This window comes from Paenibacillus sp. FSL R10-2782, assembly GCF_038592985.1.
In the GTDB taxonomy this organism is placed as follows: Bacteria; Bacillota; Bacilli; order Paenibacillales; family Paenibacillaceae; genus Paenibacillus; species Paenibacillus terrae_C.
Window position 1 is genome coordinate 964,547 of the sequence record NZ_CP151951.1, and the last position, 25,344, is coordinate 989,890.

The 25,344-nt window shown below is 40.5% G+C and carries 23 protein-coding genes and 1 pseudogene; 17 read left to right on the forward strand and 7 right to left on the reverse strand.

Going from position 1 to position 25,344, the window contains the following annotated elements; translation table 11 throughout:
* The first annotated feature begins 50 nt into the window (after window positions 1-50).
* The 10 genes from NST83_RS04385 (at window position 51) to NST83_RS04430 (ending at window position 8,130) form a co-directional block, all read left to right on the forward strand.
* Window positions 51-509, forward strand: coding sequence for an NUDIX hydrolase (locus tag NST83_RS04385; protein ID WP_342416713.1), 459 nt, complete (start codon window positions 51-53; stop codon window positions 507-509).
* Between the two features lie 102 nt (window positions 510-611).
* Window positions 612-1,919 carry a phage portal protein gene (locus NST83_RS04390; protein WP_342416714.1) on the forward strand — a complete coding sequence of 436 codons (1,308 nt, stop codon included), beginning with the start codon at window positions 612-614 and terminating at the stop codon, window positions 1,917-1,919.
* A 779-nt stretch (window positions 1,920-2,698) separates the two neighbouring features.
* Window positions 2,699-3,316 (forward strand): DUF4355 domain-containing protein, encoded by a 618-nt coding sequence (locus NST83_RS04395; RefSeq protein WP_342416715.1) that lies wholly within the window; start codon window positions 2,699-2,701, stop codon window positions 3,314-3,316.
* Between the two features lie 27 nt (window positions 3,317-3,343).
* A complete protein-coding gene (locus NST83_RS04400) occupies window positions 3,344-4,174 on the forward strand; it encodes a P22 coat protein - protein 5 domain protein (RefSeq protein WP_342416716.1) in 831 nt (276 codons plus the stop codon).
* A gap of 97 nt (window positions 4,175-4,271) precedes the next feature.
* A complete protein-coding gene (locus NST83_RS04405) occupies window positions 4,272-4,490 on the forward strand; it encodes a hypothetical protein (protein WP_342416717.1) in 219 nt (72 codons plus the stop codon).
* Window positions 4,483-4,794 carry a phage head-tail connector protein gene (locus NST83_RS04410; protein ID WP_342416718.1) on the forward strand — a complete coding sequence of 104 codons (312 nt, stop codon included), beginning with the start codon at window positions 4,483-4,485 and terminating at the stop codon, window positions 4,792-4,794. The genes NST83_RS04405 and NST83_RS04410 overlap by 8 nt, the downstream gene beginning before the upstream one ends.
* Window positions 4,794-5,081, forward strand: a complete 288-nt coding sequence (locus NST83_RS04415) for a hypothetical protein (protein ID WP_283652801.1) — start codon at window positions 4,794-4,796, stop codon at window positions 5,079-5,081. Before NST83_RS04410 ends, NST83_RS04415 begins: the two co-directional genes overlap by 1 nt.
* The gene (locus tag NST83_RS04420; RefSeq protein ID WP_342416719.1) at window positions 5,078-6,229 is read left to right on the forward strand and encodes a hypothetical protein; all 1,152 of its coding nucleotides are present in this window, start codon (window positions 5,078-5,080) and stop codon (window positions 6,227-6,229) included. Before NST83_RS04415 ends, NST83_RS04420 begins: the two co-directional genes overlap by 4 nt.
* Before the next feature lie 62 nt (window positions 6,230-6,291).
* A complete protein-coding gene (locus tag NST83_RS04425) occupies window positions 6,292-6,417 on the forward strand; it encodes an SHOCT domain-containing protein (protein ID WP_268794278.1) in 126 nt (41 codons plus the stop codon).
* 90 nt (window positions 6,418-6,507) lie between these two features.
* Window positions 6,508-8,130, forward strand: coding sequence for a recombinase family protein (locus NST83_RS04430; protein WP_342416720.1), 1,623 nt, complete (start codon window positions 6,508-6,510; stop codon window positions 8,128-8,130).
* A gap of 29 nt (window positions 8,131-8,159) precedes the next feature.
* On the opposite strand, the gene NST83_RS04435 is transcribed toward NST83_RS04430, so the two are convergent.
* The 3 genes from NST83_RS04435 to NST83_RS04445 all read right to left on the reverse strand — a co-directional run bounded on the left by NST83_RS04435 (window position 8,160) and on the right by NST83_RS04445 (window position 12,229).
* Window positions 8,160-8,447, reverse strand: a complete 288-nt coding sequence (locus NST83_RS04435) for a hypothetical protein (RefSeq protein WP_342416721.1) — start codon at window positions 8,445-8,447, stop codon at window positions 8,160-8,162.
* A gap of 270 nt (window positions 8,448-8,717) precedes the next feature.
* On the reverse strand, window positions 8,718-9,122 hold the full coding sequence (locus NST83_RS04440; RefSeq protein WP_283652795.1) for an Imm7 family immunity protein: 405 nt from the start codon (window positions 9,120-9,122) through the stop codon (window positions 8,718-8,720).
* A 14-nt stretch (window positions 9,123-9,136) separates the two neighbouring features.
* Entirely contained in the window at window positions 9,137-12,229 is a 3,093-nt protein-coding gene (locus tag NST83_RS04445) for a restriction endonuclease fold toxin (protein ID WP_342416722.1), read from the reverse strand.
* A 539-nt stretch (window positions 12,230-12,768) separates the two neighbouring features.
* Between NST83_RS04445 and NST83_RS04450 the strand changes: the two genes are divergently transcribed.
* A protein-coding gene (locus NST83_RS04450) for an IS3 family transposase (protein WP_342415705.1) occupies window positions 12,769-14,117 on the forward strand; the annotation gives its coding sequence in 2 pieces (ribosomal slippage) (window positions 12,769-13,213 and window positions 13,213-14,117; 1,350 coding nt in all).
* Between the two features lie 159 nt (window positions 14,118-14,276).
* On the opposite strand, the gene NST83_RS04455 is transcribed toward NST83_RS04450, so the two are convergent.
* The 3 genes from NST83_RS04455 to NST83_RS04465 form a co-directional block, all read right to left on the reverse strand.
* Complete coding sequence (locus NST83_RS04455) at window positions 14,277-14,606, reverse strand: hypothetical protein (RefSeq protein WP_342416723.1); 330 nt, start codon at window positions 14,604-14,606, stop codon at window positions 14,277-14,279.
* Window positions 14,607-15,282: 676 nt separating this feature from the next.
* Window positions 15,283-16,113, reverse strand: coding sequence for a methyltransferase domain-containing protein (locus tag NST83_RS04460; RefSeq protein WP_342416724.1), 831 nt, complete (start codon window positions 16,111-16,113; stop codon window positions 15,283-15,285).
* Window positions 16,114-16,564: 451 nt separating this feature from the next.
* Window positions 16,565-17,685 (reverse strand): IS3 family transposase gene (locus tag NST83_RS04465; RefSeq protein ID WP_342416725.1). Its coding sequence is split into 2 segments (ribosomal slippage): window positions 16,565-17,436 and window positions 17,436-17,685, totalling 1,122 coding nucleotides; the frame shifts between segments, so codons are not numbered across the junction.
* A 250-nt stretch (window positions 17,686-17,935) separates the two neighbouring features.
* Here NST83_RS04465 and NST83_RS04470 point away from each other — a divergent pair.
* From NST83_RS04470 to NST83_RS04490, 5 genes and pseudogenes are all read left to right on the forward strand, one after another.
* A pseudogene (locus NST83_RS04470) lies at window positions 17,936-18,897 on the forward strand (YafY family protein).
* Window positions 18,898-19,010: 113 nt separating this feature from the next.
* Window positions 19,011-19,637: a type 1 glutamine amidotransferase family protein gene (locus NST83_RS04475; RefSeq protein ID WP_342416726.1), complete on the forward strand. Its 627-nt coding sequence runs from the start codon at window positions 19,011-19,013 to the stop codon at window positions 19,635-19,637.
* A gap of 51 nt (window positions 19,638-19,688) precedes the next feature.
* Complete coding sequence (locus tag NST83_RS04480; RefSeq protein WP_342416727.1) at window positions 19,689-20,213, forward strand: VOC family protein; 525 nt, start codon at window positions 19,689-19,691, stop codon at window positions 20,211-20,213.
* A gap of 418 nt (window positions 20,214-20,631) precedes the next feature.
* Entirely contained in the window at window positions 20,632-21,075 is a 444-nt protein-coding gene (locus tag NST83_RS04485) for a HEAT repeat domain-containing protein (RefSeq protein WP_137061609.1), read from the forward strand.
* Window positions 21,076-21,839: 764 nt separating this feature from the next.
* Complete coding sequence (locus NST83_RS04490) at window positions 21,840-23,219, forward strand: amino acid permease (protein WP_342416728.1); 1,380 nt, start codon at window positions 21,840-21,842, stop codon at window positions 23,217-23,219.
* Window positions 23,220-23,332: 113 nt separating this feature from the next.
* Here the strand turns inward: NST83_RS04490 and NST83_RS04495 are convergent, their stop codons facing one another.
* Window positions 23,333-24,070 carry a GNAT family N-acetyltransferase gene (locus NST83_RS04495; RefSeq protein ID WP_342416729.1) on the reverse strand — a complete coding sequence of 246 codons (738 nt, stop codon included), beginning with the start codon at window positions 24,068-24,070 and terminating at the stop codon, window positions 23,333-23,335.
* A 216-nt stretch (window positions 24,071-24,286) separates the two neighbouring features.
* Here NST83_RS04495 and NST83_RS04500 point away from each other — a divergent pair, with 216 nt between their 5' ends.
* On the forward strand, window positions 24,287-24,985 hold the full coding sequence (locus NST83_RS04500) for a hypothetical protein (protein WP_342416730.1): 699 nt from the start codon (window positions 24,287-24,289) through the stop codon (window positions 24,983-24,985).
* The last annotated feature ends 359 nt before the right edge of the window (window positions 24,986-25,344 follow it).

Here is a 25,344-nt window from a genome sequence, read left to right on the forward strand (position 1 = left end):
ATTAGAAGAATCCTATTATTATTGATGATGAGAAGAAAGGAGAAGAGAAAATGACGAAAACTGGAATTGTTTTGGTTGCCAGCGTATCTATAATTCGAGCAGATAAAGTGTTGATAATAAAAGAAAATAAACACACTGCCAGAAATAAATGGAACTTTCCAGGTGGGAGGATAGAGCTTGGTGAAGATATCCTAGACGCCGCACGTAGAGAAGTAAAAGAAGAAACCGGGTATGATGTCAAACTTACAGGAACAACAGGCATCTATAATTTTATGAGCAGCACAAACAATCAAGTCATTATGTTTCATTTTACTGGTGAAATTATTGGAGGTTCTCTGCAAATAGATAACATTGAGATCAGTGAATGTAAGTGGATTACAGTATCCGATTTATTGATTCCTAACCTATACGAAATTCGTGAGATAGATGTTATTAAACAAATTGTGAAAAATATCATAAATGAAAATAATTATTCATTATCTCTATATAACCAAAAATTAGGTATGTAGACACTACGCTAACAGGTAACTACTTTATTATAGGTGGTTCCTTTATTTGTGAAAAAATTAAAACCAACAATTACATAGTCCATTTTGAAAGGAAGAACCTATTTGCAAATAACCGAACAAATCATAGTAGAGTGTCTAAATGAACTCTACTCGATTGCAATAGCCAAACAGAAATATGCAGATTACTACAATGGTCAGCATGCTATTCTCAAGAACTATGCGATGCAAGAAAGCCGCAGTAACCAAAAGCTCATTTTCAACTTTCCACGTAAGTTCGTAGATAATGAAGTCGGCTACCTGCTCGGTAAGCCAGTAAACTATGTGTCCAAGTCGGATCAGGATGAAGCCATACATAACATAGACGTACATATGAGTCATTGGGACAAAGAGCATAATCTACAGCTTCGGAAACAATCTGAAATATTCGGTGAAAGTATTGAATTGAACTATATCGACTCGGATGGTCAGTTTTCAGCCACTGTATTATCCCCTTTGAATGCGTATGTGTTGGAGGACGGAACAGCAGAAAGAAACGTATTACTTGGCCTACATAAATTTACGAAGCGGTTTGATAAGCAAGTCTATCTGGACGTGTATACCGACCATGAAATTCTACACTATACAATCGACAGTGATGATAAAGGCAATCAAATAAAGCAAAACCAAGCACCCGAACTGAAATATATCGGCAAACATAATCACATCTTTGGAAGAGTCCCGCTTATCTCCTGTCCAGCCAATACGGAGAGAAAAAGTGGCTTCCATGATGTGATTTCTTTATTTGATGCCTATAATGCGTTGAATTCCGATTTGGTCAATGAAATTGCAGATCATCGTAACGCCTATCTCGTGATTGAGAATGCCAAGCTGGAAGCTGAAGATTTATTGAATATGAAGAAGATGGGCATTATTCAAGTTCCAACTGGGGGAAAGGTGAGTTGGCTTGCGAAGGAAATTAATGATTCTTTTGTAAAGAACGAGTTGGATAACATTGAACGAAAAATTTTCGACATGATGGATCAGGCCAACTTTAATGAAAGCTGGGCCAGTAATACGTCTTCCTTAGCGCTGAGAAACAAGCTGCTGAATTTGGAGAATCGAGTGGCAATGCGTGAAGCGTTGATGGAAAAGGCGATCAAGCAGCGTTTACGGAATTTCTTCACCTACCTACACATTAAAGAAGGAGTTCAATACGATTATAGGGATATCGCCGTGAAGTTTACTCGTAACTTGCCGACAGACTTGGTGGGGATGGCTGATGTGATCGTTAAATTGCAGCAAGTCGTATCTCAGGAAACGTTGCTAACACTGTTACCGTTTGTAGAGAATCCCAAGCTGGAATTCAATAAATTTCATCCAGAACAGCAGCGATTAATTGCTACGGATAAGGAGGTATCAGATGCAGAATAAAAATAAAATCAAACGGCTGGTTAAGAATAGTTGTGCGTGTTATTTCGGAACGAAACATGGCATCTCGAATTATTGCTGTTTACAAGATGGCCCATGTGTATTTTTCGCTCAAGATGATGATCTGCCCCGTTGTAGCTATCTTGAAAATGGAGTGCTGCCAATAGACGAGAAGCTGGAGCGAGAATATAAGTCTGAACGTAATGTAGAGACTGAGCCTAAGACAGCGAAGCTGAGGGTGAACTGTACACGTTGTGGAGGAACATTTTCGGCAAATTCGAATCGGCAGAAATGTTGTGAGAAGTGTAGAGGTAAAGCGAGAAAAGAAAATATAAGGATGCGTGTTCGGAAGTTCAGACAAAAAGACGGCTCGATGTAACGCTTTAGAGGTGGGAAAAAACCCTATAAACAAAGGGTTAAAAATAGGCAAAAATGAGGAGTTGGCATGCTTGTACCATTTCGTCACTTTTACGTTTTTTAAAGCGTTACATCATTGTACTGAGCATGATATTCAATATGATGCAGCTTCAGCATTCATACACGTTTCTGAAGTTTAGGCAAACAATAGACTCGGTGTTACGCTTTAGGCTACCAAAAAGCCATATAAACAAAGGATGAAAAATACCTAAAAGTGGGGAGTTGGTATGTTTGTACCTTTTCCTCGTTTTTGTGATTTCTAAAGCGTAACAACACTGTCCTGAGCATGACATTAAACGGCTCCATACATACATAAGCGTGTTCGGTTCTGTGAGTCGAATGGGCGATAAAGGAGATTATCTAAAATGAATTTAGAACAAGTGAAGCAGTTGATTGAAGAAAACCAAACGAATGAGGAATGGCAAACGTATCTTCAGGGTTTGAATCCGTATAGCGTGGAGGGGATGGAGCAATATATCCAATCTAATCAGCAAGCAAAAAGTTGGTTCGATAGCACCGTGGACAAACGATCCGCTAAATCACTGGAAACGTGGAAAGCCAATCATTTGGAAAGTGCAGTGGATGCTGAGATCAAGAAGCGATTCCCGACTAAGGATGAGAAAGAAATTGAAGTGGAGAAGCTACGTGCTGAAGTAGAGCACATGAAGTTAGAGAAGCAGCGTGAACGGTTAACCAGTCAAGCGATTAAAATTGCATCCGAAAAGAAACTTCCACTCCCGTTAGTGGATTTTTTTATTGGTACAGATGAAGAAGCGACGACAGCAAATTTGGCTATGTTGGAACAATCGTTACAATTGGCAATTCAACAGCAAGTGGAGCAACGGCTCAAAGGGGATGGATATACCCCTCCGGCTAGTTCAACGAGTAGCACATTCACATTGGATGCGATTAAAGGCATGTCCCAAAACGAGATCAATCAGCATTGGGATCAAGTCAAACAAGCTTTACAAAACAAACAATAATAAACGAAAAGGACAAGGTGAATAGATATGTCAGTACAGAATTTTATTCCTACGATTTGGAGCGCACGTTTAAATGAGAGTTTGAAAAAGAATCTGGTATATGGAAATGTGGTCAACACCGATTATGAAGGTGAGATTCAAGGCCAAGGCTCTACAGTAAAGATCAATTCGATTGGAGCGGTGACGATTGGCAATTATGATAAAGCTGCAGGTATCGGGAATCCACAGGAACTGGATGCTACGCAAAAAACGTTGGTGATTGATCAAGCGAAGTATTTCAATTTTCAAGTGGATGATGTAGATGCTGCTCAAGCGAATGTAAATCTACTGGATGGTGGAATCGTGGAAGCTTCGTATGGACTCGCCAATGTAGTCGATCAGTATCTTGCTGGATTTTATACAGAGGTCAAAGCTGAAAATACGATGGGTAACGATGCAACGCCGATAATTCCTACAAAAGATACAGCCTATGATTTACTGATTGATTTAGGTGTGCTATTGGACGAAAATAATGTACCTGAATCGGAACGTTTTGTAGTGGTTCCTGCATGGTACTATGGCTTGCTGCTGAAAGATGCCCGTTTCACCAAAGACCCGAATCTTATCCGCACAGGCTATGTGGGAGATATTGATGGCATGACCGTTTATAAATCCAACAATGTGCCAAATACCGCAGGAGCTAAGTATAAAATTATTGCAGGTCATAAAAGTGCCATTTCCTTTGCAGGTCAAGTGGATTCGGTGGAAGCATTCAGACCAGAGAAACAATTTTCAGATGCAGTGAAAGGGTTGCAAGTATTCGGAGCCAAATGTATCAAGCCGGAAGCCATCACTGTACTTACAGCGAATAAGTCTTAATTGAAAGTAGATGATATGAGAACACATTATAATAGAAGAAACACGTTCGGGGTGTCCGTTTTGGATGCCCTATTTTATTTTTTTGGAGGGTAATAAGATGTGGTTTTTGAATCAGGAAACAGGATGTATATGGGAAGTCACAGATCAGGAGTTAATGCTGCGGTTACAGGCCAGTGGGCATTATGAGCAAGTGGAGGAATCTCAACCAGATGAGACTGAAGAAGATGAACCTGTAACGAAAGTTCAAGCTGCCAAGAACATGAAGCGTAACGAGAAGGCACAGGTAAAGGAGGAACAGGAGCCAGCACATGAGTGAGCTAATGGATTTGATGAAACGATTATTAGGCATGGAACCAACGGACATATCCAAGGATGATATCCTAATCCACTATTTGAATAAAGCGAGGAGTAATATTTATGGCTATTGTAATGTCTTAACACTACCAGTGGAATATGATGAAGTCATGGTCGATTATGCTGTGTATCTTTATAAAAATAGGGATTCGGTTGGACTTATAACTAAGCAAGAAGGTGAACGCTCAGCTACCTATGAAACAGGGATTCCGACAAATATTCGACTGGCTCTTCCTCTGCCTAAAATCAAGGTCGGAACAGATTAATGTTCTACGATACGAAGTTGGAAATTTTAGATGCTGAATTCATACCTATTCGGTCAATGATGGCAGATGTACAACCTTATCGTAAAAGCTTTTCATTTGAAGATGGTTACACACTGGAGACTACATATCGAGCTTTCTGTCCACTGGAATCTTTATTGCTGTCGAACTGCTATATTCGAATTAGCGAAGATATTTTTATTATTTTGGATAAGAAGGAATGGAGTGATTATGTGGAGTTGTACCTGTATCGCTGCAAGCCAGATTTTGGTTTGGAGGTGGAGGAGTGACAAGGAGCCTAGAGCCGATGATAGATTTCTTCCTGCGAGAGAAAGGCGAGCTTGTACACATAAACGGTGTAAGACAGCTTGGTCTGATTCGAGATGCGACAGATACCATTCGGATGACCGATGAAAAAATTATTCGAGCAGCAACACCTTTACAAACAGGTGATATCGTAGATTATCGCTATGAACGATATTTAGTTATCAGTCAGGTGGATCGAAATGAACAGTCTTGTCGAGGCAGAATGAAAAAATGTAATCAACGGCTGGCTTTGAACTGGAACGGGCAGATAAAATGGATTGATGCTGTGGTGGAAGCCAGAACGTTTTCAACGGAAACAGGTAAAGTTATCTCCATGCCAGAGGGACATATCCTGGTTACAGTACAGGACAACGCAGATACGAAGGGCATTACATTAAGCCAACGATTCTATATGACTCATCAGCCATTTAAAGTGACTGGAATTGACCGCACGATGAATGGCATCATCCAGTTAAGCTGCACATTGGATAGCATAAATACAGCTTATGATGACTTGGAAAATAACATCGCAGACCGATGGAAATATGAGATTGCTCATACCTACGCATTACATATCAATCACGGAACGATAACCTATGTACGGCTCAACGAAATAATACCGTTGAATGTGACCGCTACGGATAACGGGAATGAGATGGTTAATCCAGCCATAACTTTCATTTCAAGCGATCCGAATGTGGTTAGTGTAGATCAGCAAGGCCAGATTATGGGCATCGCTTTAGGACAAGCAAGCATCACCGCAAAACTAACGTATCATCCGACAGTACGAAGTACCATTGAATTGAGAGTCGTTGAAACGGGAACGCATATCTATTCGATAGCCATTATCGGCAATCCCATCCTCAAAACAGGACAAAGTGCATCATACTTCAGCCATATCTATGACAATGGAGTGGAAGTGTTTGACCAGTCGGTAGAGTGGAGCTTATGGAACCAAGATGATTCAATTCCGATCATGGGGAGCATAACAGCCAGCACAGGAAATAGCGTAACCATAAAAGCAGGAAGCAGTAGTGGAGCAATCAACAAAGCCCTTGTACTGACTGCCATCTTAGTAAGCGATCATAGCATTACTACAGAAAAGACCATTAGCCTTAAGAATTTATTCTAAGCATTATATCTATCGGCTTGCCTTAGAGGTGAGCCATTTTTATTTCAAAGGAGCACATACATATGCAACGAAAATCCATCGACTACTTGCTCAGTCTAAGCCTATTAAAGCAATTGAGATCACAAAATGTCATTACAGAAGAAGAGTTCATCGCGATTGATGAGCTTAATAAAAAGTCTTTCAAATAGCTATAACATGGGCAGAAATGGACTTGATGATGTGCCGCAAGCATTATACCATGTGACCGTATAAAGAAGATATCGAAGGGAGAAACACCTATGGCCCAAGCTACAACCGCAAAAAAAGTCGTGATCGTTCCCATTAAAACGATGGACATCGTAGAAGGAATTCAATCGATTCAAAAGAAGAAAGTCGCTGCCTATTGTCGGGTCAGTACCGATTCCGAGGAGCAAAAGGAAAGCTATACCAATCAGGTCAACCATTATACCCAATACATTCAAAACAACTTGGAATGGGAAATGGCTGATATTTACGCCGATGAAGGGATCACTGGAACCAGTACCAAAAATAGAACACATTTTAATCGGATGATACAGGATGCTCGAAATGGTAAACTGGATCTCATTCTGGTCAAGTCGATTTCAAGATTTGCTAGGAATACACTAGATTTATTAAAATATGTACGGGAACTGAAAAGTCTCGGAGTCGCCGTATTCTTTGAACGGGAGAACATTAATACGCTAGATACCACAGGTGAGGTATTGCTGACCATCCTGAGTTCCCTTGCCCAAGACGAGAGTCGGAATATTTCTGAAAATAGTCGATGGGGCATATTACGTGGCTTTCAAAACGGCAAAGTCTTCTGCAACACGAATCGTTTCCTCGGCTACGATAAGGATGAACAGGGTGAATTGGTGATTAACGAGTCGGAAGCAGAGATTGTACGCAGAATATACGAGGAGTATTTGGATGGCAAAAGCTATCAGGCGATAGCCAGAGGTTTGATGCGAGATCACATTAAAACAGTCACGGGTGGCGATACGTGGTGGGATTCCTCCATTACCTTAATTCTGACCAATGAGAAATATTACGGAGCTTTGCTTCAGCAAAAGACGGTAACGGTAGATTTTCTAACCCACAAACGAATAAGAAATAAAGGACAGGAGCAGCAATATTTAATTGAGGACAACCATGAACCGATTGTATCGAAGGAAATATTTGAAGCGGTGCAAAAGGAAAAGGAACGGAGGGCCAAGCTGAAAGGTAATGTCATGGGGGATAGTAAAAGATACTCCAGTAAATATGCACTAAGCAGTAAAGTATATTGTGGATGCTGTGGAGCCATTTTCAAACGCCGAACCTGGAACAGCAATAACCCATCCAAAAAAGTGGTATGGCAATGCAAAACGTATGTCAATGAAGGTAAAGCAGCATGTGATGCCAAATCAGTCGATGAACAAGTATTACATTCCGCGTTTGTACGATTGTTCAATCGGATGTATGAGAATAAGAAAGGATTCATAAAGACGTTGAAAGCCAATATTGAATCGGTGCTTTCCAGCAAAGTAGGGCAAGAACCGCTATTGGACATTGAAGGAAAGATGCACCAATTGAAATCCGACCTGAAGGAATTAGTGAATCTTAAGCTACGGAATCAGATTGATGAGATTGTATATGATGAAGAAACGAACAGACTTTCCAATGAACTCAACGAGCTACGACAACAGAAGCTGACACTGGAGGAAGAGAATGAGCAGCAAGCAAAAATCAAGGAGCGTGTAGATGAAATTATACAAGTACTAAACTTACGGGAAGATGTACTGGAACAATTTGATGATAACCTATTCAATGCGTTGGTGGAGAAGATAACCGTTCTCTCACCAGCGCATTTTATTTTTACCTTGAAAAGTGGAATGAGCATAGACGAAATATTGGACTAACGAAACCATAGGCTGTAACGATCAATAGGCTAGAGAATATTTGTGGGTTGTATGACGGGAAGAATCAATCGAATCCCGTCTTTCACTCCTTCCATGTAGATGGATTGCTTATCCTGACTTAGCTGATAACCTATGGCTTCTTCCCATTCAGATAGCAGACGTTGAATATCTTCGTTTTGGTTGGTTTTGAATTGATCCATTTGAGTGAATAGATTTTTGTCCTCAGATAAACATGAAGCCTGTTGTTCACTAGCGAGTTCTAATTGATAAAAACGTTGGCGTAATGCTTCGAGAAACCAATCTGGCCAATTTGACATAACACATTTCCCCTCCCGTGGTTTGAGTGTGTGTATGGTAACTCTGATGGGGAGGGATGGCAAGTTATTGTTTTGTGCAGGAAAGATGGATTATTATGATTTTTTAACCTTTTTATTTTGATTATACAAAAAAGCTCATTCCTACTCATGATTCAAGTTGGAACAAGCTTTTTAAAGTTCATCAAGTGTTTGTTAATTTGTTCAGTGTTTGGTTTGTTGGTGGTATTGCACTCTTATTGTCGGAGTTAATAGCTCTATTTCAACTTTATGTTAATCTTCATAGTCATCTTCTACTTTAGGTATGAATGGAGACAAGAAAGGGTCTGTGTGTTCAGTCAATTCACCTCGAATTAATGTATGAACCCTAAATTCATTAAATAGTTTCATATCATCACTATCCCTTACATATAAAATTCCATATGAGCCGGGAGCAAACTCACCCACTCTTTTTAATAATTCTATGGGATTATGTTTAGCTGTAGGTTTATGATTATTAAGACCTGCTATCCAGAGTTGAAAATCTCCATTTACGGCTCTTAAATCCAAAACGCCAGAAGGCCAATCTAATTCATTCAAAAAGTTCTGTATCTCTTGAATGACTAAAATTAATTTTTCATCATCATCTTCAAATGAGGAACTTTCTCTAATGGTTGCCCACCCGTGATACTCAAACATTTCTTCTCATCCTCTCATGGTATAAGGGGTTTAGTATCAATAATTATTTCTACACCATATCTTTCGGCATATTCTTTAAGTTGTCTTAGCACTCTATCATCAGGCTTACCTTCAAAGTGAAAGTACGCTTTTCTGTTCGTCTCAATTGCTGCTTCAATCGTAGCTTTCGCTTGTTTTCTAAATTGCTTATCTAAACTGTTCAACGGTGGTTTGGTTTGAGCAATGTACTGGTCGCTTACCGTATCAAACTCACGTCCCTTAGGGTCATTGCTAAATTTAACTCTGGCTTCTCCACCTAGTTTTTCTGCTAACATATCAGCTGCTTCATCTTCCTTAGGAACCTTTACTAATTTCCCTGAATATTGTCCATTATTTGAATTTCCAGTTTTACCCGTCCCCTCAGGAGTTTTACTCGGATTCGTTGATTTAGGTGTCTCCTTAGGCCTACTAGAATTTGCCCCATTATAAATCGGCGAATCATTGAATTCATCAATCGGCTTGTTTACACCTGGGCCACCTTTTGGGTTGGGTTTTACAGGCGGATTCTCTACAATAGGTGGTTGGCTGGGCCTAGCAGGAGGCCTTCCAGCAGTCCCCATACCGATACGAGCTCCTACAACCCCATAAGTCGTGTCTTCGACTAAATCACTTAGACCTGTCCTCTCCATGTAATCTCCGGATTTTTGTCCGATGAAGCCCTGATTGTATCGAGCAATGAGTGCATCTATTTTCTCTTTGTCCAACTCAATAGCATTTGTTGAGTCTACTCCCATAGCTACTAATCCATTTTCTATGGCATTTAGGGTTCCTTCATCCCATACTTGTGTTCGCTTTGTGTTGACGATGCGCTGGATGGCAGCCATTTTATTGGGGTCTTTAATATCATACAGTGATAGTTTGCGCTGCATTGTAATTTCAGTGCGTAGTGCTTGCTCAGCTTGCTTTAGCTTACCTTCATCCTGCCACCAGTTGGCTGTAAAATAATCAGTTTGATTCCAATATGAAGTATACTCCTTAGTTTTTCTTTCTCTCCATAGTGCAAGTTTTGAATTCTCATGTTTCTGTGTTTGCGCTGCCTGAAGGCGTTGTTTTTTCGTATAATCTCTGAGCATTTTATCTCGAACACTTTTAGGAATCTGCTGGTAGGCATGAGCCATAGCATTCGACTCTTTCAGCAGGTTCTGAATCAGCTCCAGTGGGCCTCCAGAATTCGCTACATGACGTGCACTCGTATATGCTTTTCCTAAAATCCACTTGCTATAGTAGGCTTGTCTTGCTTGCTCATGTTCGTATTGACTGATTAGTCCTTGGAGTGCTAAGCCAGCCAAGTGTTTGAGCGGGTGCAACCCCGTTTCTTTACTGCCTCCAACCGTTGGCGTTCCTTTACTACGAATAGGGATGGCTCCTGTTGCTTGTAACACCGTTGCCGCCACTTTACCTGCTGGCCCACCCACCGTATTCAACATCACACTGGCTACGTTCCCTACTGCTGGAATAGAGCCTAACAGTTTGGATATCGTCCCCATCAAAGCATTAGCCTTCTGAAGCTCAGCTGGAGTCGTAATTTTTGCTTTAGGAGTAGGGGCTTGGCTGCTCTTTGCTGCTGATTGGGCTGCTTCATAAGCTTTTATACTCATTAATGGTGGTTCAGGTACAGGAGGGAGGTCAGACACGAAAACGGGTGCTTTCACCGTACCTTCCTGATAAATCACTGGAGCTTTGGTATCTGTCTCACCATCCAGCACCATGCTACTTTCTCCACCTTTGAGATACAGCGCCGTTCCAGCTTCCAGCGACAGTTCCTCACCTGCATCAAGCTTCACATGACCACCCTGAATCTGTACATCCCCCGGACTGTTGATGGTGATGCCACCATCTTCATTTAGTGTAATGGAAAATCCATCGGAGGTAGAAAGGGTCAGTTCTTGCTCAGACATTTCTACGCCGCTACCTTGCACATGTTTCCATATCTTCACATTCGGCTGTCCATTTGTGTGGCGTTGTTGTCGTAGCGAATCCGTCACATAGGCATCCTGTTCGCGGTGTGTAGGCAGATACAGTTCGACTTGTTCCCCGATCTCAGGCATATCGTACCAACCGCTATGTTCTTCGGCTACATATCGAGTCGCCACGGGAAACCAACAGGCTTTAGCCGGGTCTTGCTTCGGGTCGATGCCCAGTTGAAGCTGTACGAAATCCTGCTGTACCTTGAGCACCGTTCCTGTCAGCGAAATCCCAGTGGCCTGGTCGTTTTCATAACGGGCATAGCGAATATTCTGTTCGGTTTGGAGATCATAACGGGTACGCAGTAAGCCATCGGCTAACGTGGTCACTGCTCGAACTACGACCAATTCTTTGCCTTGTCCAATGGGCAACGTGATGAGGTCACCCAGCGCATAATATTGCAGACTTTCAATCGTATAGGTGACATACGAGCCAGCACGTTCTCCCGGCTTTTCGGCATCCAGTTCATGAAACGTTTTCCGTACCCGATAAAATACATCTCGTTCCACTTTGTGCTGTTTGCCTTCTGGCATCCCGAAAAAAACTTTGGGTGAGGCTGCGGTTACCTCTGGCACAAGTACGGAGCCAAAGCGGGAAGCAAGACGCTTTAAAAAAGCCCAATCCGTCTCCTCATATTGTAAAACAAAAGTATCCAGTTTGGCATAATTAGTTATGGTATCAATGGCGTCTCCATACTCATATTTACGAACCATCGAGGTGACCAGATCATCATAAGTGCGGTGAATATCTTGGTAGGAACGTTTTTTCAGCTTGATATCCATTTGATAGGAATGGGAAGCGGCTTCCAATTCAAAGGTGTATACTCCCCGTGTGCAATTCACAGACATTTGCGTAACAATCCCGTGAAACAGTCTTCTTAGCGATTGTCCTTGATCATCCAACTGACGAATCACAATCGGCTCTTGCTCCATATTTTGTCCGATGCATGCGGCTCCCTGTTCTTCGGAGAGCATACCACGGATATGTAAAAAGGTATGATCATTAATGGTACGTGTGATTTGAAGTTGATCGATGTGTTGCGGCTGAAAGGGACCATAAAAGCGTAGGCTTTCATACCCGATCCCATCTGATAATAGGCTCAAGTGAGTTCATGACTCCTTTCTAGATATGATGGCTGATTACAAAAGTAAAGTGCGGCATTTTTGATTCGAGTCTGACTAGTAGAAGACACGAATGAGTGCAAATTTGAATCAAGATAGATATGTATCACTGAGTTTGTTGGGTACAAAGTTACGAGAGGTGATATTTATTAAACAGTCCAGCATATGTATATATCGGTTGAAAGAGAGATTTAGTTTACAAAATGACCCATTCGTTGCGGTATTTTCAATGTTTATTTATGGAAGGTAGAGGTGTGGGAGGAAGTTTATAGTATATAAAAGCTTATAAATTAGAAGGTGAGAGGGAGCATATCCTTTCCATCACCTCGAAACATATGGAGTGCTGTTCACTACTTGTTAGAAATGAAAAATAATTGACGTAACAGTGCATTTAGGTCCCTTGAAAAAGAGGTCTATTTCACCTGCCGCCGCGACAGGCACAAAAGGAAATAAAGACCACAATAGGTGAACTGCACCCCAATTGTTAGACACCATCTAACATTGGAGGTGCAGTTTTTGTAATGGCTAAAGTGACCACACAAGAAAAAATACAAGCGGTAAAAAGGTATCTTGAAGGGAAGGAAGGACAGAAAAGCATAGCGAGGAGTATAGGAGTATCGCATAGTATACTCCTAACATGGATTCGACAGTACGAACATCATGGAGAACAGGGTTTTGAAAATGGCTATACAACCTATTCCGTGGAAGATAAACTAAAGGTGCTTCATTATATAAACGAACATGGGACATCTATCCGCGAAGCAGCTGCGATCTTCAATATACCAACACATTCTCTGGTACTACGTTGGAAGAACCAACTAGAGACAGAAGGTGTAGATGCCCTCAAATCAAAGAAAAAGGGGCGTCCATCCATGAAAGAAGAATCCAAGAAACCTACTCCAGTTGAAGGCTCTATCGAGGCGTTACAAGCGGAAATAGAACGTTTGCGTATGGAGAATGCCTACTTAAAAAAGTTGAATGCCTTAGTTCAAAGCAAGGAAAAATCACAAAGCAAGACAAAGTGAAAGTCATTTTTGAACTAAGGCTGAAATACCCCGTTACGGCTCTGCTGCAACTGGCTCAGATACCACGTAGTACGTATTACTACTGGGTGAACACATTCGGAGAACCAGATAAAGATGCTGACTTAAAATCCCGTATTCAAGCCATTTATCAAGAGCATAAAGGCCGCTATGGATACCGCCGAATTCGAGATCAATTGCACAGTGAAAAGCTCCAAGTCAACCATAAAAAAGTACAACGAATCATGAGTGAACTTGGTTTGAAATGTACGGTACGAATGAAAAAGTACCGTTCATATAAAGGAACTGTTGGTAAAATCGCACCCAACATTTTAAATCGAGACTTCAACGCAACGAAGCCTAATGAAAAATGGGTGACGGATATTACGGAATTCAAGTTATTTGGTGAGAAGCTGTATTTATCCCCCCTATTGGACTTATTTAACGGTGAAATCATTACGTATACAGTGGAATCACGCCCCGTCTACTCTCTTGTTTCCAAGATGCTGGACAAGGCATTGGAACAAATAAATGAAGGAGATTCGCTCATGATTCATTCAGATCAGGGATGGCACTACCAAATGAGCCCATACCAACACACGTTAAAGGAACATGGAATAACACAAAGTATGTCGCGTAAAGGCAATTGCTATGACAATGCCGTGATCGAGAGCTTCTTTGGCATTCTAAAATCCGAATTTTTATACACACAAGAATTTGAAAGCATCGAACACTTCAAAGAGGAACTTGATCAATATATCACGTACTACAATAACGACCGTATAAAGGCAAGATTAAAGGGCATGAGTCCCGCTCAATACCGGGCTCATACCCTCAAGATAGCTTAATTATATACCGTCTAACTTTTCGGGGTCACTTCAAGGAGCACTGGCTCGCTTTGTGGTCTTTTATATAGATTATGCATCGAAAGAATCAGGAAACGTACACTTTATATTACTTTACAGGCACACCTTGATCAAGGAATTGCTCATGTTTTGCAATTAACGTTATGTAACTATCGTTGCAACTATTAAAATAAATCCTATCACTAGACCGGCAGGGCCCCAATAATGCATAGGGATAAAAAACAGACTGTGCTGGGTTCCCATTTGATAGCGTTGCCCCGTTTCCATATCAACTAGCACTTTGTCCGAGTCGGCGTTGAGTGCTTTCCCCAGATACCAGATAATAACTCCAGACACAATGAATACAAAAGCCATCGGCAGCCGGGAATCTATTGAGTCAAGTCCTAGAGCGGATACTAAACTCCCGACAATAACAAATAAAATCCCTGGAATAACAATATTTAAAATACCAAAACCCTTCCAAACAATCACATGAAAACTTCCTTTCTGGTTATGTTTACGTTAATAGTGAGTCCCGTATGTATATATCCGTACTTTTCTAATAATTACATATTTTTATCAACTATTAACACCTCCTTAAAACCATTACTCTCATAGTTCAAATCCAGCATATGTATTTATCGGTTAAAAGAGAGATTAACTTTACAGAATGACCCATTGGAAGCTGTATTTACAATGTGTACTTTTGGAAGCAGGTGATATGGGAGGAGGGAAAGCTGAAAGTAATTTTGAGCAATTGTCTTTCAAAGTCAGGAACTGAGCTGATTTAATTGTGATTATGGATTAGGGTAAAAAAAGGGTGTTGTGAGAAGGATCGGATTTTGATAACTATAGGTAATATATATAATTAAAAGGAATATATCCCTTTCGCTGTCTCGACACATGTGGAGTGCGTGGTAGTAATATATCGAGATGAGAAGCATTGATGTACGAGGGTTTGAAGACAATTTGAATATGTTCTCGCACTCAAAAAATTGCATTAGGGTTGAGTGCAGGAATATATATTATTTTCATTCACAAGGCATGTGGAGTGGGTGGCTTTTTTGGTACGGAAGGGCAATTAATTTGGAGATACAATGGCGGAAATAGTAAAGAGGGGCGGCAAAGGCCAACCCCTCTTTTTGTTGCCTTAAATATGGTAGCATCTTTAGACTAACGAGGTTATCTTTTGGGCAATAATTTTAGTCATTGTATGTTTGTGAGGAATGCCTGACGAGTTACAGTCGAAAATAACTTCCGAACTATCTTCAATGAACCAGTCGTGATAATGTGTAAGCAGTTCACCAGAGTACCACTTATACGAATTAGGTTCTTTTTCAGGTGGTGGAGCAATAAACGGCTTGTTTACAAACACATTAAAGATATGCAAGCCGTTTGGATTTGTGTACTGCTTATAATTTTTAAATATTTCTTTGCGGAATTCCGGTTTTATGTAGTGTAGGACACCACTTGAAAAGATAACGTCAAAATGCGTATCCAAACGATAATCTAAAATATCTGCCTTGAATACATTAACATGGACACCGATATTTTCAGCAAGTCTCTTGGTTTTCTCTATACCTGCGTCCGAAACATCAAATGCAGTAACATCATATCCATTTCTAGCAAAAAATACGGCGTCTTTTCCCTCACCACATCCAATATCCAATAATTTTATGTGTTTATTGGGGGGCATAAACTGCAAAACCTGATAACACACTTTATTAGGTTCAGTACCCCAGTAATATTCTTGTGTTTTATATTCTTCCTCGTAAATGGTAATCGGTTTATCCTGTGATACATACCCAAGAAGCTTGTCTATGCTTACTTCTAAAGTTCTTGATAACTGAGGTAATAACGAAATATCAGGCATTGTCTGAGCATTTTCCCACTTGGAAACGGCCTGAAATGAAAGTCCAAGTATTTTTGCGAGTTCTTCTTGTGTAAGTCCTCTTTCTTTGCGGTATATGCTTATGTTTCTTGCTAATTTTTCCTTCATGGATCCTCACGCTCCTTCATGTAATCCAATTCTATTGGAGTTTGTTGGCACGAACAATAACTTCATATTTGATTTTTTATAATATTCAACCACCAGTTGAGCAAAAAATTTATAACCAAGTTTATAACTTATTACTAATATGTTCTCTACGACTCCTTGTTTTTTTGTAGAACACGAATAGTCTCGGTCTTCTCTTAAATTAGAAGATGAAATGAGTTAGGCCCTTTGTATTATTTAAGGGCTTTTTTTGTTCCATATATCTCCATTAATATGCTATAGTGTATTGAATAAAGAATATTTATGCAGGATTTAGTAGAATAATGGGCGAGGTTGTTTCGTTAGTCGTGGGTATATCGTCCTTTGGTATAAGTTGAGATATCTCAATGAAGTGAAAGCGAGTGGCTAAAACGTATTATGCAGAAGGAAGGCAAGTTGGATTGTCAACAGTAAATCAGACAACTTTTTTAAGGGCTTCTTGGCGATACTGAACAGGCGTCATATAGTCTAAGGTTCCATGGATGCGATGCTTGTTGAACCCGTTGACGTAATCGTATAGTTCGAGTTCCAAGTGACGAAGGCCCTGGAAGTTCATCTGGTTCACAAACTCTGTTTTCATGATCTTGTAGGTGGCTTCAGCCACAGCGTTGTCGTACGGACAGCCTTTCATACTTAGCGATCGACCGATTTCAAACGTCTCCAGAAGCTCGTCCATCTTTTGATTTTTGAACTCACTGCCACGGTCGGTATGAAGCCATTGAATCTGATGTAGATCACCCTTAACGGTCGCGAAGGCACGGGTAATCAGAGCAGCGTCCTTGCTCGGGCCTGCACTATGACCCATGATTTCTCGATTAAACAGATCCACCAGCACACAAATGTAATGCCATCGGTTCTGGATTTTCACATACGTCAAATCACTGACGACGAAGCGTTTAGCTTCCGTTTGCTCAAACTCCCGCTTCAAAACATTCGCCGTCATTGCTTCGTTACATGCCGTTTTATGGGGCTTATATTGTGCCACCGTGTAGGTGGAAACGAGCCCTTGCTCTTTCATGATGCGGCCAATGCGGCGTCTGGAGACGATCAACCCACGCTCATGGAGCTTCACTTTGATCTTGCGTGTGCCGTAGGCTTTTGGATTCTTGTGAAAGATATCCACAATAGCTTCGGTGACATCGTCTTCAGTGGCTCGTTCTTGGGCGTCATAATAAAATGTACTTCTTGCGATTTGTAGGACGTCACACATGGCTGATACCGAGTATTTATCCCGATTATTCTGGATGATAGCTACTTTCGTCCCATGATCAGCGCGGCTTGCTTTAAAATATCCACTTCCATTTTCAGACGCTGGTTCTCTTTTTGCAAAGCGATCAGCTCATTTTCTTCTGATGAGCGATTGTCCTTCTCTTTGAAGGAACCTGTCGCCTGAGCTTGTTTGATCCAGCGGTCTAAAACTGAGGCTGTGAGGCCATATTCCTCCACAAGGGCTGCTCTGGATTTTCCATTTTCATAGAGTCCCACCATTTGTTTTTTGAATTCTGCTGTAAAGGTACGTCGTTGTTGTTTTGGCATTGTAGAGATTCGCTCCTTAACATGATAGGTTTATTCTACAAGCCCTTATTTTTTCTGTCCAACTTAGTGTTGCAGATCTATGTAATAAAGTTCATTTGAATGGGGATATTTAATTATATACGGAAAATAAAACTGACAAGTAATCAAATTTAATAAAACCGAATGTTGTTGCAAAATAGAATAGTAGTAGTTATACAAAACAAGATATTTATAAAATATTGAGGTTTAATGAAAGATGAGGGTTCATGTAATGCCAAAAAACGATAATATGCTGGCAATTCTATGGATGCTGAATTCGGGCGTAAAAATGACCGCAAAACAAATATCCGAAAAGTTAGAAATAAATATAAGGACAGTTTATCGGTATATTGATGCACTATGTGCCAGTGGAGTGCCTATAATATCCGACACAGGTCATAATGGCGGGTATAGCTTGCTGAATAACTTTATCAGAGCACCTCTGCTATTTGATATTGAGGAAAAAAAGGCACTCCTTCATGCTGCTGTTTTTGCAAAAGAAGCCGGATACCCTTTGAGTGAGGCATTAGGCAATGCGACATCAAAATTGAAAATGTATTCGAATCAAGAGCAGGAAAGTATACTTAGCCGTCATTTAGCCGGATTTGAAGTTATAAATCGTATGGGAGACCCTTCTGTTCAGCCGGTATTGGCGGAATTGGAGCAGGCTGTAGCAAACGAATTCTCTGTAGAAATTGATTATCGCACAAGCCGTGAAGAACAACCCAAGAATAGGGTGATAGACCCCTATGGAATGGTTTACTGGAACAATAAATGGTATACTGTTGCATTTTGCCAACTAAGGAATGAGATCCGCAGCTTTCGGGCAGATCGGATTCTACAAATCAAGCGTACTCAAATCATATTTAAGCGTCCCGAAGCTTTTTCGGCCCGTGAATTTTTTATGCAAAATCTGTTACCTGATTTAGTGGGCAAAGACGGGTTAATTTCTTTAATTATCGGAGGCAGGTCAGAGGCATTGGATGACTTATGCCTGCATTGGTTTTTGGGGCATCATCTGAAAGAGCGGACATCAAATCAAGCAATCTTTTTACTTGAAGAAAAATCAATTCATATATATGTCCCTTATTTTCTCCTATCCTACGGGAAATCCATTCAAGTAATCGAACCACAGAGTTTGAAGGAAAAACTTGTTGCGTTGCGTCGGAGCTAATGGAATATTATCAACTTTAATAGCTTCACTGACAGCAGATGTCAGTGAAGCTATTTTATAATGATGATAATCATTGATTACCGATGGATGGTTGGTATCACTTGATGAATTATAAAATAAGGAGAACTTGTAAATGAATAATACGGTATACCTTTATGTGTTTGACACAATGTCAGACTGGGAAATAGGTTACTTAACTGCCGAACTGAACTCGGGAAGATATTTTAAAAAGGGGGTGGCCCCATCAAAAATAGTTACCGTGGGAATTGAAAAGACTCCTGTAACTACAATGGGCGGATTAAAAATACTGCCTGACATCAAATTGGATGAGTGCAGCATTGAAAGCCCGGATACATTGATTTTACCCGGTGGAGATACATGGACAGAAACCATTCACCAACCCATCTTAAAAATCGTTGAGAGGTGTTTAAAGGAAGGTATATGGGTTGCAGCGATTTGTGGTGCTACAATAGGAATTGCCCAGACAGGATTGCTGAATTCACGTGGGCATACAAGCAATGATCTGGAATACCTTAAAATGATCTGTCCCACCTACACGGGCGAAAAGTATTACAAAATGGAGTCTGTTGTAACTGATGGAAAACTGATCACTTCATCTGGAATAGCTCCGTTGGAATTTTCCGTACACGTCTTAAAAGCTCTGGGTGTATTTTCTTCAAAAACATTAGATGCCTGGTATAGTCTTAATAAGACTCAGGATTCTAAATATTTCTATGAGTTGATGAATTCAATCCAATGAAGGTATAAGCATAAAATTGATATGTTATGATCATTTAAAGGAGGAGTAAAAATGACTGAAAGCAGAGAATATATGGGGGTATCAGGTAAATATACAAAGAATGGAACGCCCAACGGCTGTACATCTATTACCCCATTTATAACAGTGAAGAATCCTTCTGAGGCAATAGAGTTCTATAAAACTGTTTTCAATGTAAGGGTTAAAAATATTATTGAATATCCTGATGGAAATGGGGATAAAATGATTGCTCATGCGGAATTAGATTTTGGAAATGGTTTTTTGCAGCTAGGAGCAGCGAATCCGGCATATAAATTGGTCTTGCCGCCAGATGAAGACAATGCGTGTTATTCTTTAGGAATTTACGTAATGAATGTTGATCAGGTACTTGAAAATGCGGTAGCAAGAGGAGCAAAAGTAAGGGAACCGGTTATTAGCTTTGTTTCAGGTGATCGATTCGCAAGTATATTGGATCCTTTTGGAGTAAGATGGTCTATTATGACTAGGATTGAGGATTTGTCAGAAGAAGAAAGTAGTCAGAGGGTTGCTGAATGGGCCAAAAGCTTTAGTGGAGAATAAATGCAATAACTGTCTTAATAAAAAGTGTTAAATTTTGAAGGTTGAAAAAACAATCCTTCGAAAATATATCGTGTCGCCAAGGGGCTACCAGCTTCATACGGCATCATGATCACCGCCACAAGGAATGTGGAGAGCATCGCACGTTTGGTATATAAGGGTGTAGAGTGAGTAGAGGGGTTCGTTGGGGACGAAAAGAGGGCGTGAGCTATTCACGTCCTCTTTTTTATGTTTATAAGATGGTTCGAGATATGAAGAAGACCTGCAAGTATGTTATATTTAACAAACGGCAATCATGATGAACATCAAATGTTTAGTAAAGTCACAGAGTTGAAGAACAGGTGAACAAAGCGTTCTGATGGTGGAACCGTTATAGGATCGAATATAGATTGACTCAGATATAGAAAAGGATGAGATTAATTTGGAAAACAACGAAACTCAACAGGAATTTACAGAAGTATATGAGCAGCTTAAAGTAGCCGTAAACCGAACCTCCGATTGGAAAGCGCGTCTAGCTGCGGTGAATGATTTGAGTGCATGGAAGAACCAGCAGACGATTGACGTGCTGACCCACCGATTGAATAATGATACGGTATATGCTGTTCAGGAAGCCGCTTACCGCAAGCTTCAGGAATGGGGCGAGAATGTACAGCCGCCTGTTCGCAAAGAGGGTGAGCTTGTTAAGGGCTTGACGAAGATCCTGGTACGGATTAAAAAAAGCCTGCCAGCCGACCATACCTATACCGATTTTCGGGAGAAGCTGCACAAGATGAGAGTCGATATTTTTGACATCTATGAAGGTGACAAGGGTGCTGAGTTTGATCAGTGGCTGGAGCAAAAATGGGCTTCGTTATCCACAAGATAATGTCGGAATCCTACAACTGAATGTATTTTAAGGATTGTTACTGGTAATGCAGACAAAACCTTAACAGGGATAAGGGGGTATCTTTGTTAAGGTTTTTTTTACTTATGATATTGGGAGTTGGTATGTTTGTATCTTTTCCTCGTTTGTGTGATTTTTAATGTGTTACATCTTTTTTAATTGCCGAATTTCTTTGAAATATGGGTCACATTCATTGGAGAATTGCTCAAGTATGTGAAAGATACAAACCCATAAAATTTCTATTCTATAACGTTAAAGGAATACTTTTTGAGCAAGCTATGAAATACATATCAGGAATGCAAAGAAAGCAACTAAGAATTATCTGTAGATAAATTGTAGGAAATTGATCATTTTTGATGGGGCAATAGTGAAGTTTGTCGTTGATAAACACATTTTCGTGAAATATATTAACTCTAAGCGTGGTCATAGTGAATAAGCTGTTGCAACGACAAATTTGGTCCTCTATTTTTTACCATTATTATTTAACCATTGTCTAATTAACAAATGTTGATTTTCCGTTTTTTTTGTCATACAATTCTTTCATTGCTACAGGGTCGGACTCAGGAACAGCAAGGCTTGATTCATAATTGGACGTGATTTCCTTGTACGCACTCGGATGATAAGTATCAGTATATTGGCAAAATCAGCATCAAGGCAGCCTGATATCTCGATATCCTTTTTGGGATAGAGGCTGTTTTCCATATCTTTCAGTTTGATGATGAACATATACGAAGGGGAGCGTTTTTTTGGAATCGAAACAATTAACGAGAGGGCTAAAGCCACGGCATGTTGAGCTAATTGCGCTTGGGGGCACCATTGGCGTTGGCTTGTTTATGGGGTCGGCAAGTACGATAAAATGGGCGGGACCTTCTGTGCTGCTGGCCTATCTCTTAGCAGGGATTATTATGTTTTTTGTCATGCGGATCATGGGAGAAATGCTGATTCTCGAACCGGTGACAGGCTCATTCGCTACTTTTGCTCATAAATATATCAGCCCTTTGGCCGGTTTTTTGACCGCTTGGAGCTATTGGTTCTTATGGGTCACTGTAGGGATGGCGGAGGTTACTGCGATTGGAGTGTACGTAGGCTATTGGTTCCCTGACATTCCGCAATGGCTACCAGCCTTGGCAGGTGTCATCATTATTGCGTTAGCCAATTTGGCGGCTGTGAAATTTTATGGAGAATTTGAATTTTGGTTTGCCATGATTAAGATTGTTGCCATTATCTTTATGCTGATTGTTGGTACGGGCATGATCTTCTTTGGACTAGGTAACGGTGGGCAACCGATTGGTCTCTCCAATCTGTACAGCCATGGCGGTTTTTTTGCAGGTGGTTTAAAAGGGTTTCTATTTGCGCTCTGTATTGTAACGGCCGCTTATCAAGGTATAGAGATGGTTGGCATTACGGCGGGTGAAGCAGAAAATCCGAAAATGACGCTGCGGAAAGCTATTAAAAATATCATCTGGCGTATTCTGATTTTTTACGTGGGTGCGATCTTTGTTATTGTTACGATCTATCCTTGGAACCAAATTGGCGAGATCGGCAGTCCTTTCGTTCTAACCTTTGCCAAAGTTGGGATTGTGGCCGCTGCGGGTATCATCAATTTCGTTGTTCTCACAGCCGCGATGTCAGGTTGTAACAGCGGGATTTACAGTGCGGGAAGAATGCTATATACATTGTCTAAAAACGGACAGGCCCCCAAGTTTTTTGGGAAAGTATCCAAAAGCGGTGTTCCCAGAAATAGTATTATTGCGACCATTTCCTTGCTGCTAGTGGGTGTTCTGTTTAATTACTTAATCCCCGACTCCAAACTGTTCCTGTATATTTATAGCGCCAGTGTTCTTCCAGGCATGGTACCGTGGTTTGCAATGGCGATCAGCCAATTTAATTTCAGAAAAAAGTGGAAGAATGAAATGGAAGATCATCCCTTCAAGTCTCGTTTTTTCCCGATCAGCAACTACATCACCATTATCTTCTTGTCCCTGGTGATCGTTGGAATGTGGTTCAATCCAGACACACGTACGTCACTGATTGTCGGAGCATCATTCATGGCAATCGTCATTGTGGGCTATTTTGTCTTTGGCATAGGAAAGCGGCAGAGAATTGAAGAATCAGATGAGAAATAGAAGGCTTCTAAAATGCAGAGATCACGCCGAGCGAGATTCAGGGTACTCCCTGAGTTCGCTCGGTTTTTCTTTTGCCAAGGTAAAAGAAACTTATTCGGAAACGGAAAAACGGCTCAAGCTTTAACCCTATACCAATACGTATAAACTTCCGAGTATCCTAGTTTGTCATACAGCCGTTGTGCAGGTTTATTATCGGCTGCAACGGCTAAATAGCTGTGTTTGGCCCCATGCTCTTGTCCCCATTGGAGCAAATGTAATATCATTTGTTCCCCGAAGCCCTGATTTCTGTGATTTAAATCGGTCACAATATCGTACAGACCTAGATACTCTCTTTCGATAATTCCAAGACCGCAAGCAATAACTTGATTGTTGTCATAAAGCGAGATAAACCCTTTCTTCGTTATGATATTAGATAACATACGTTCCATGATACCCTTATGATGATCTTCCACACGATTAAGTCTGCAAAAATGCTCTACCCATTCTTCATTCATATGTTCATCTATTTTTACCGAATTTAGTTGGGGGCTGCTTAGGTTATCCAGCTTCAAGGTTTGAACACTCGTCGGGTCAATGAGGGAATAGCCCTTCTCCTCTAAAATGCGATCTAAATGCTCAGGATGGATAAAGGGAGTGACTTTATAGGTTGCGGGCAAGTTACGATCTGAAAATAAGTTCTCACACTCTTCAATTTTATGATCGAGGTCAAAGGTTGAATAATGAATCGGGTTAATCGAGTTGGCACGTTTGGTGTAACCATCTGCAAAGCGTAAAATCCATCCATCGTAAAGTAAAGTGGACAGGGGCTGCCAGTTGTTCAAGGATAGCTCTTCAATCATTTTAAGGTTCATAGGTATCCTCCATATAAATGAATAATAATACATACAAACGAATAATAAACCAAAGATAAATAGAAAGAAAGCACTAATTTTATTTAGGCCAAGCCAATATACAAAGGGCATAAATTATCTATATTTTCTTCTAAATTTTAACTGTTAATAGAATTTTAGAGAAGCTATAATTTTATTAAATAATTGGAGTGCAAATGGAGAGGGGTTAAGGGGAAGATGTTGAAAAAATGGTCATTGCTCTTGATGTTAGCCTTGCTAGTAGTAGCATCATTGGGCTGGAACGGCGGGGTATCTTACGCAGCTACCACAGAATATACTTGGGACAAGTACAAGGGTACTGAGGTGAAGACATATAGATTGACTGTAGTACCTGGAAGAATAGAGTATATGGATCAGGAAAGGTTTTTTGCCGCTTTAAGCCAAACCCCAAATGTGTATGGAGATTTTAGCGGCTATAAAACGGGGAAAACAACTGGAGTTGTAACCGAAAGCATAACGGATGCGGTTTACAAATTTACAGTTACTGATTTTCTTCGCGATCAAGAGCCTGAGGTTGTAGAGTATATCAATCCCAGAGGTGGAATTCCTCATAGATGGAATGGAACTAGTGATATTCGAATTTTTATGAGAGGGTCAGAAGCGACTTCTTTGTCTGAGTTGTTTTATGAGGGGACACCAAGTGAAGGACGCTTTCAATTTAATCCTGACGATATATATTTAGTTACATTCTGGTCCAGTACCGTAAGGCCTATCAGTGGTATGTCTGCTGAAGCGCTAATAGAGGAAGGACCTCACACGTTTATAAATCGGGAGCTTGTAGGTCAAGTAACAAGCGAAGATCCTGCAGCTTATCCACAAGATGGGATTTCAGAGAGTTACTATTATGTTTATCAAGGTGCTACTACAAAAGAATAACCCAGATGATATAGGATGGCTAATAAGTGATCTAAATAAGTAAGTGAGTGTGATCTGCAATAGTAGAGATAACATAGTGTATACCCATCCGGGACTATATACATGATGTTATCTTTTTTATTTCTACGCTGGCAATGAGAACATACATTGATGGAAGGAAAGGGTTGGAAATTTGATTTCCAATGAAAACCATTTTAAATGATCGGGATATATGGCTTTAAAATAATGACGATTTAACGGATAATACAACATACCAAAAGCGACTTTTTTTACTGTCTTTATTCAAACCTAGGGAGATTATTCCGATAATTCAAGTATATACAGTTTGGTGTCACTGGTTATGAAAATTCGTTTGAAAA

What these genes read in the sequence shown, in the direction of transcription:
- NST83_RS04415 (WP_283652801.1), top strand. Translation starts at nt 4,794, where the DNA reads ATGTTCTACGATACGAAGTTGGAAATTTTAGATGCTGAATTCATACCT.
- NST83_RS04495 (WP_342416729.1), bottom strand. Translation starts at nt 24,070, where the DNA reads ATGAACCTTAAAATGATTGAAGAGCTATCCTTGAACAACTGGCAGCCC.
- NST83_RS04385 (WP_342416713.1), top strand. Translation starts at nt 51, where the DNA reads ATGACGAAAACTGGAATTGTTTTGGTTGCCAGCGTATCTATAATTCGA.
- NST83_RS04410 (WP_342416718.1), top strand. Translation starts at nt 4,483, where the DNA reads ATGAGTGAGCTAATGGATTTGATGAAACGATTATTAGGCATGGAACCA.
- NST83_RS04395 (WP_342416715.1), top strand. Translation starts at nt 2,699, where the DNA reads ATGAATTTAGAACAAGTGAAGCAGTTGATTGAAGAAAACCAAACGAAT.
- NST83_RS04475 (WP_342416726.1), top strand. Translation starts at nt 19,011, where the DNA reads ATGAATAATACGGTATACCTTTATGTGTTTGACACAATGTCAGACTGG.
- NST83_RS04480 (WP_342416727.1), top strand. Translation starts at nt 19,689, where the DNA reads ATGACTGAAAGCAGAGAATATATGGGGGTATCAGGTAAATATACAAAG.
- NST83_RS04400 (WP_342416716.1), top strand. Translation starts at nt 3,344, where the DNA reads ATGTCAGTACAGAATTTTATTCCTACGATTTGGAGCGCACGTTTAAAT.
- NST83_RS04460 (WP_342416724.1), bottom strand. Translation starts at nt 16,113, where the DNA reads ATGAAGGAAAAATTAGCAAGAAACATAAGCATATACCGCAAAGAAAGA.
- NST83_RS04435 (WP_342416721.1), bottom strand. Translation starts at nt 8,447, where the DNA reads ATGTCAAATTGGCCAGATTGGTTTCTCGAAGCATTACGCCAACGTTTT.
- NST83_RS04405 (WP_342416717.1), top strand. Translation starts at nt 4,272, where the DNA reads ATGTGGTTTTTGAATCAGGAAACAGGATGTATATGGGAAGTCACAGAT.
- NST83_RS04425 (WP_268794278.1), top strand. Translation starts at nt 6,292, where the DNA reads ATGCAACGAAAATCCATCGACTACTTGCTCAGTCTAAGCCTATTAAAG.
- NST83_RS04500 (WP_342416730.1), top strand. Translation starts at nt 24,287, where the DNA reads ATGTTGAAAAAATGGTCATTGCTCTTGATGTTAGCCTTGCTAGTAGTA.
- NST83_RS04430 (WP_342416720.1), top strand. Translation starts at nt 6,508, where the DNA reads ATGGCCCAAGCTACAACCGCAAAAAAAGTCGTGATCGTTCCCATTAAA.
- NST83_RS04440 (WP_283652795.1), bottom strand. Translation starts at nt 9,122, where the DNA reads ATGTTTGAGTATCACGGGTGGGCAACCATTAGAGAAAGTTCCTCATTT.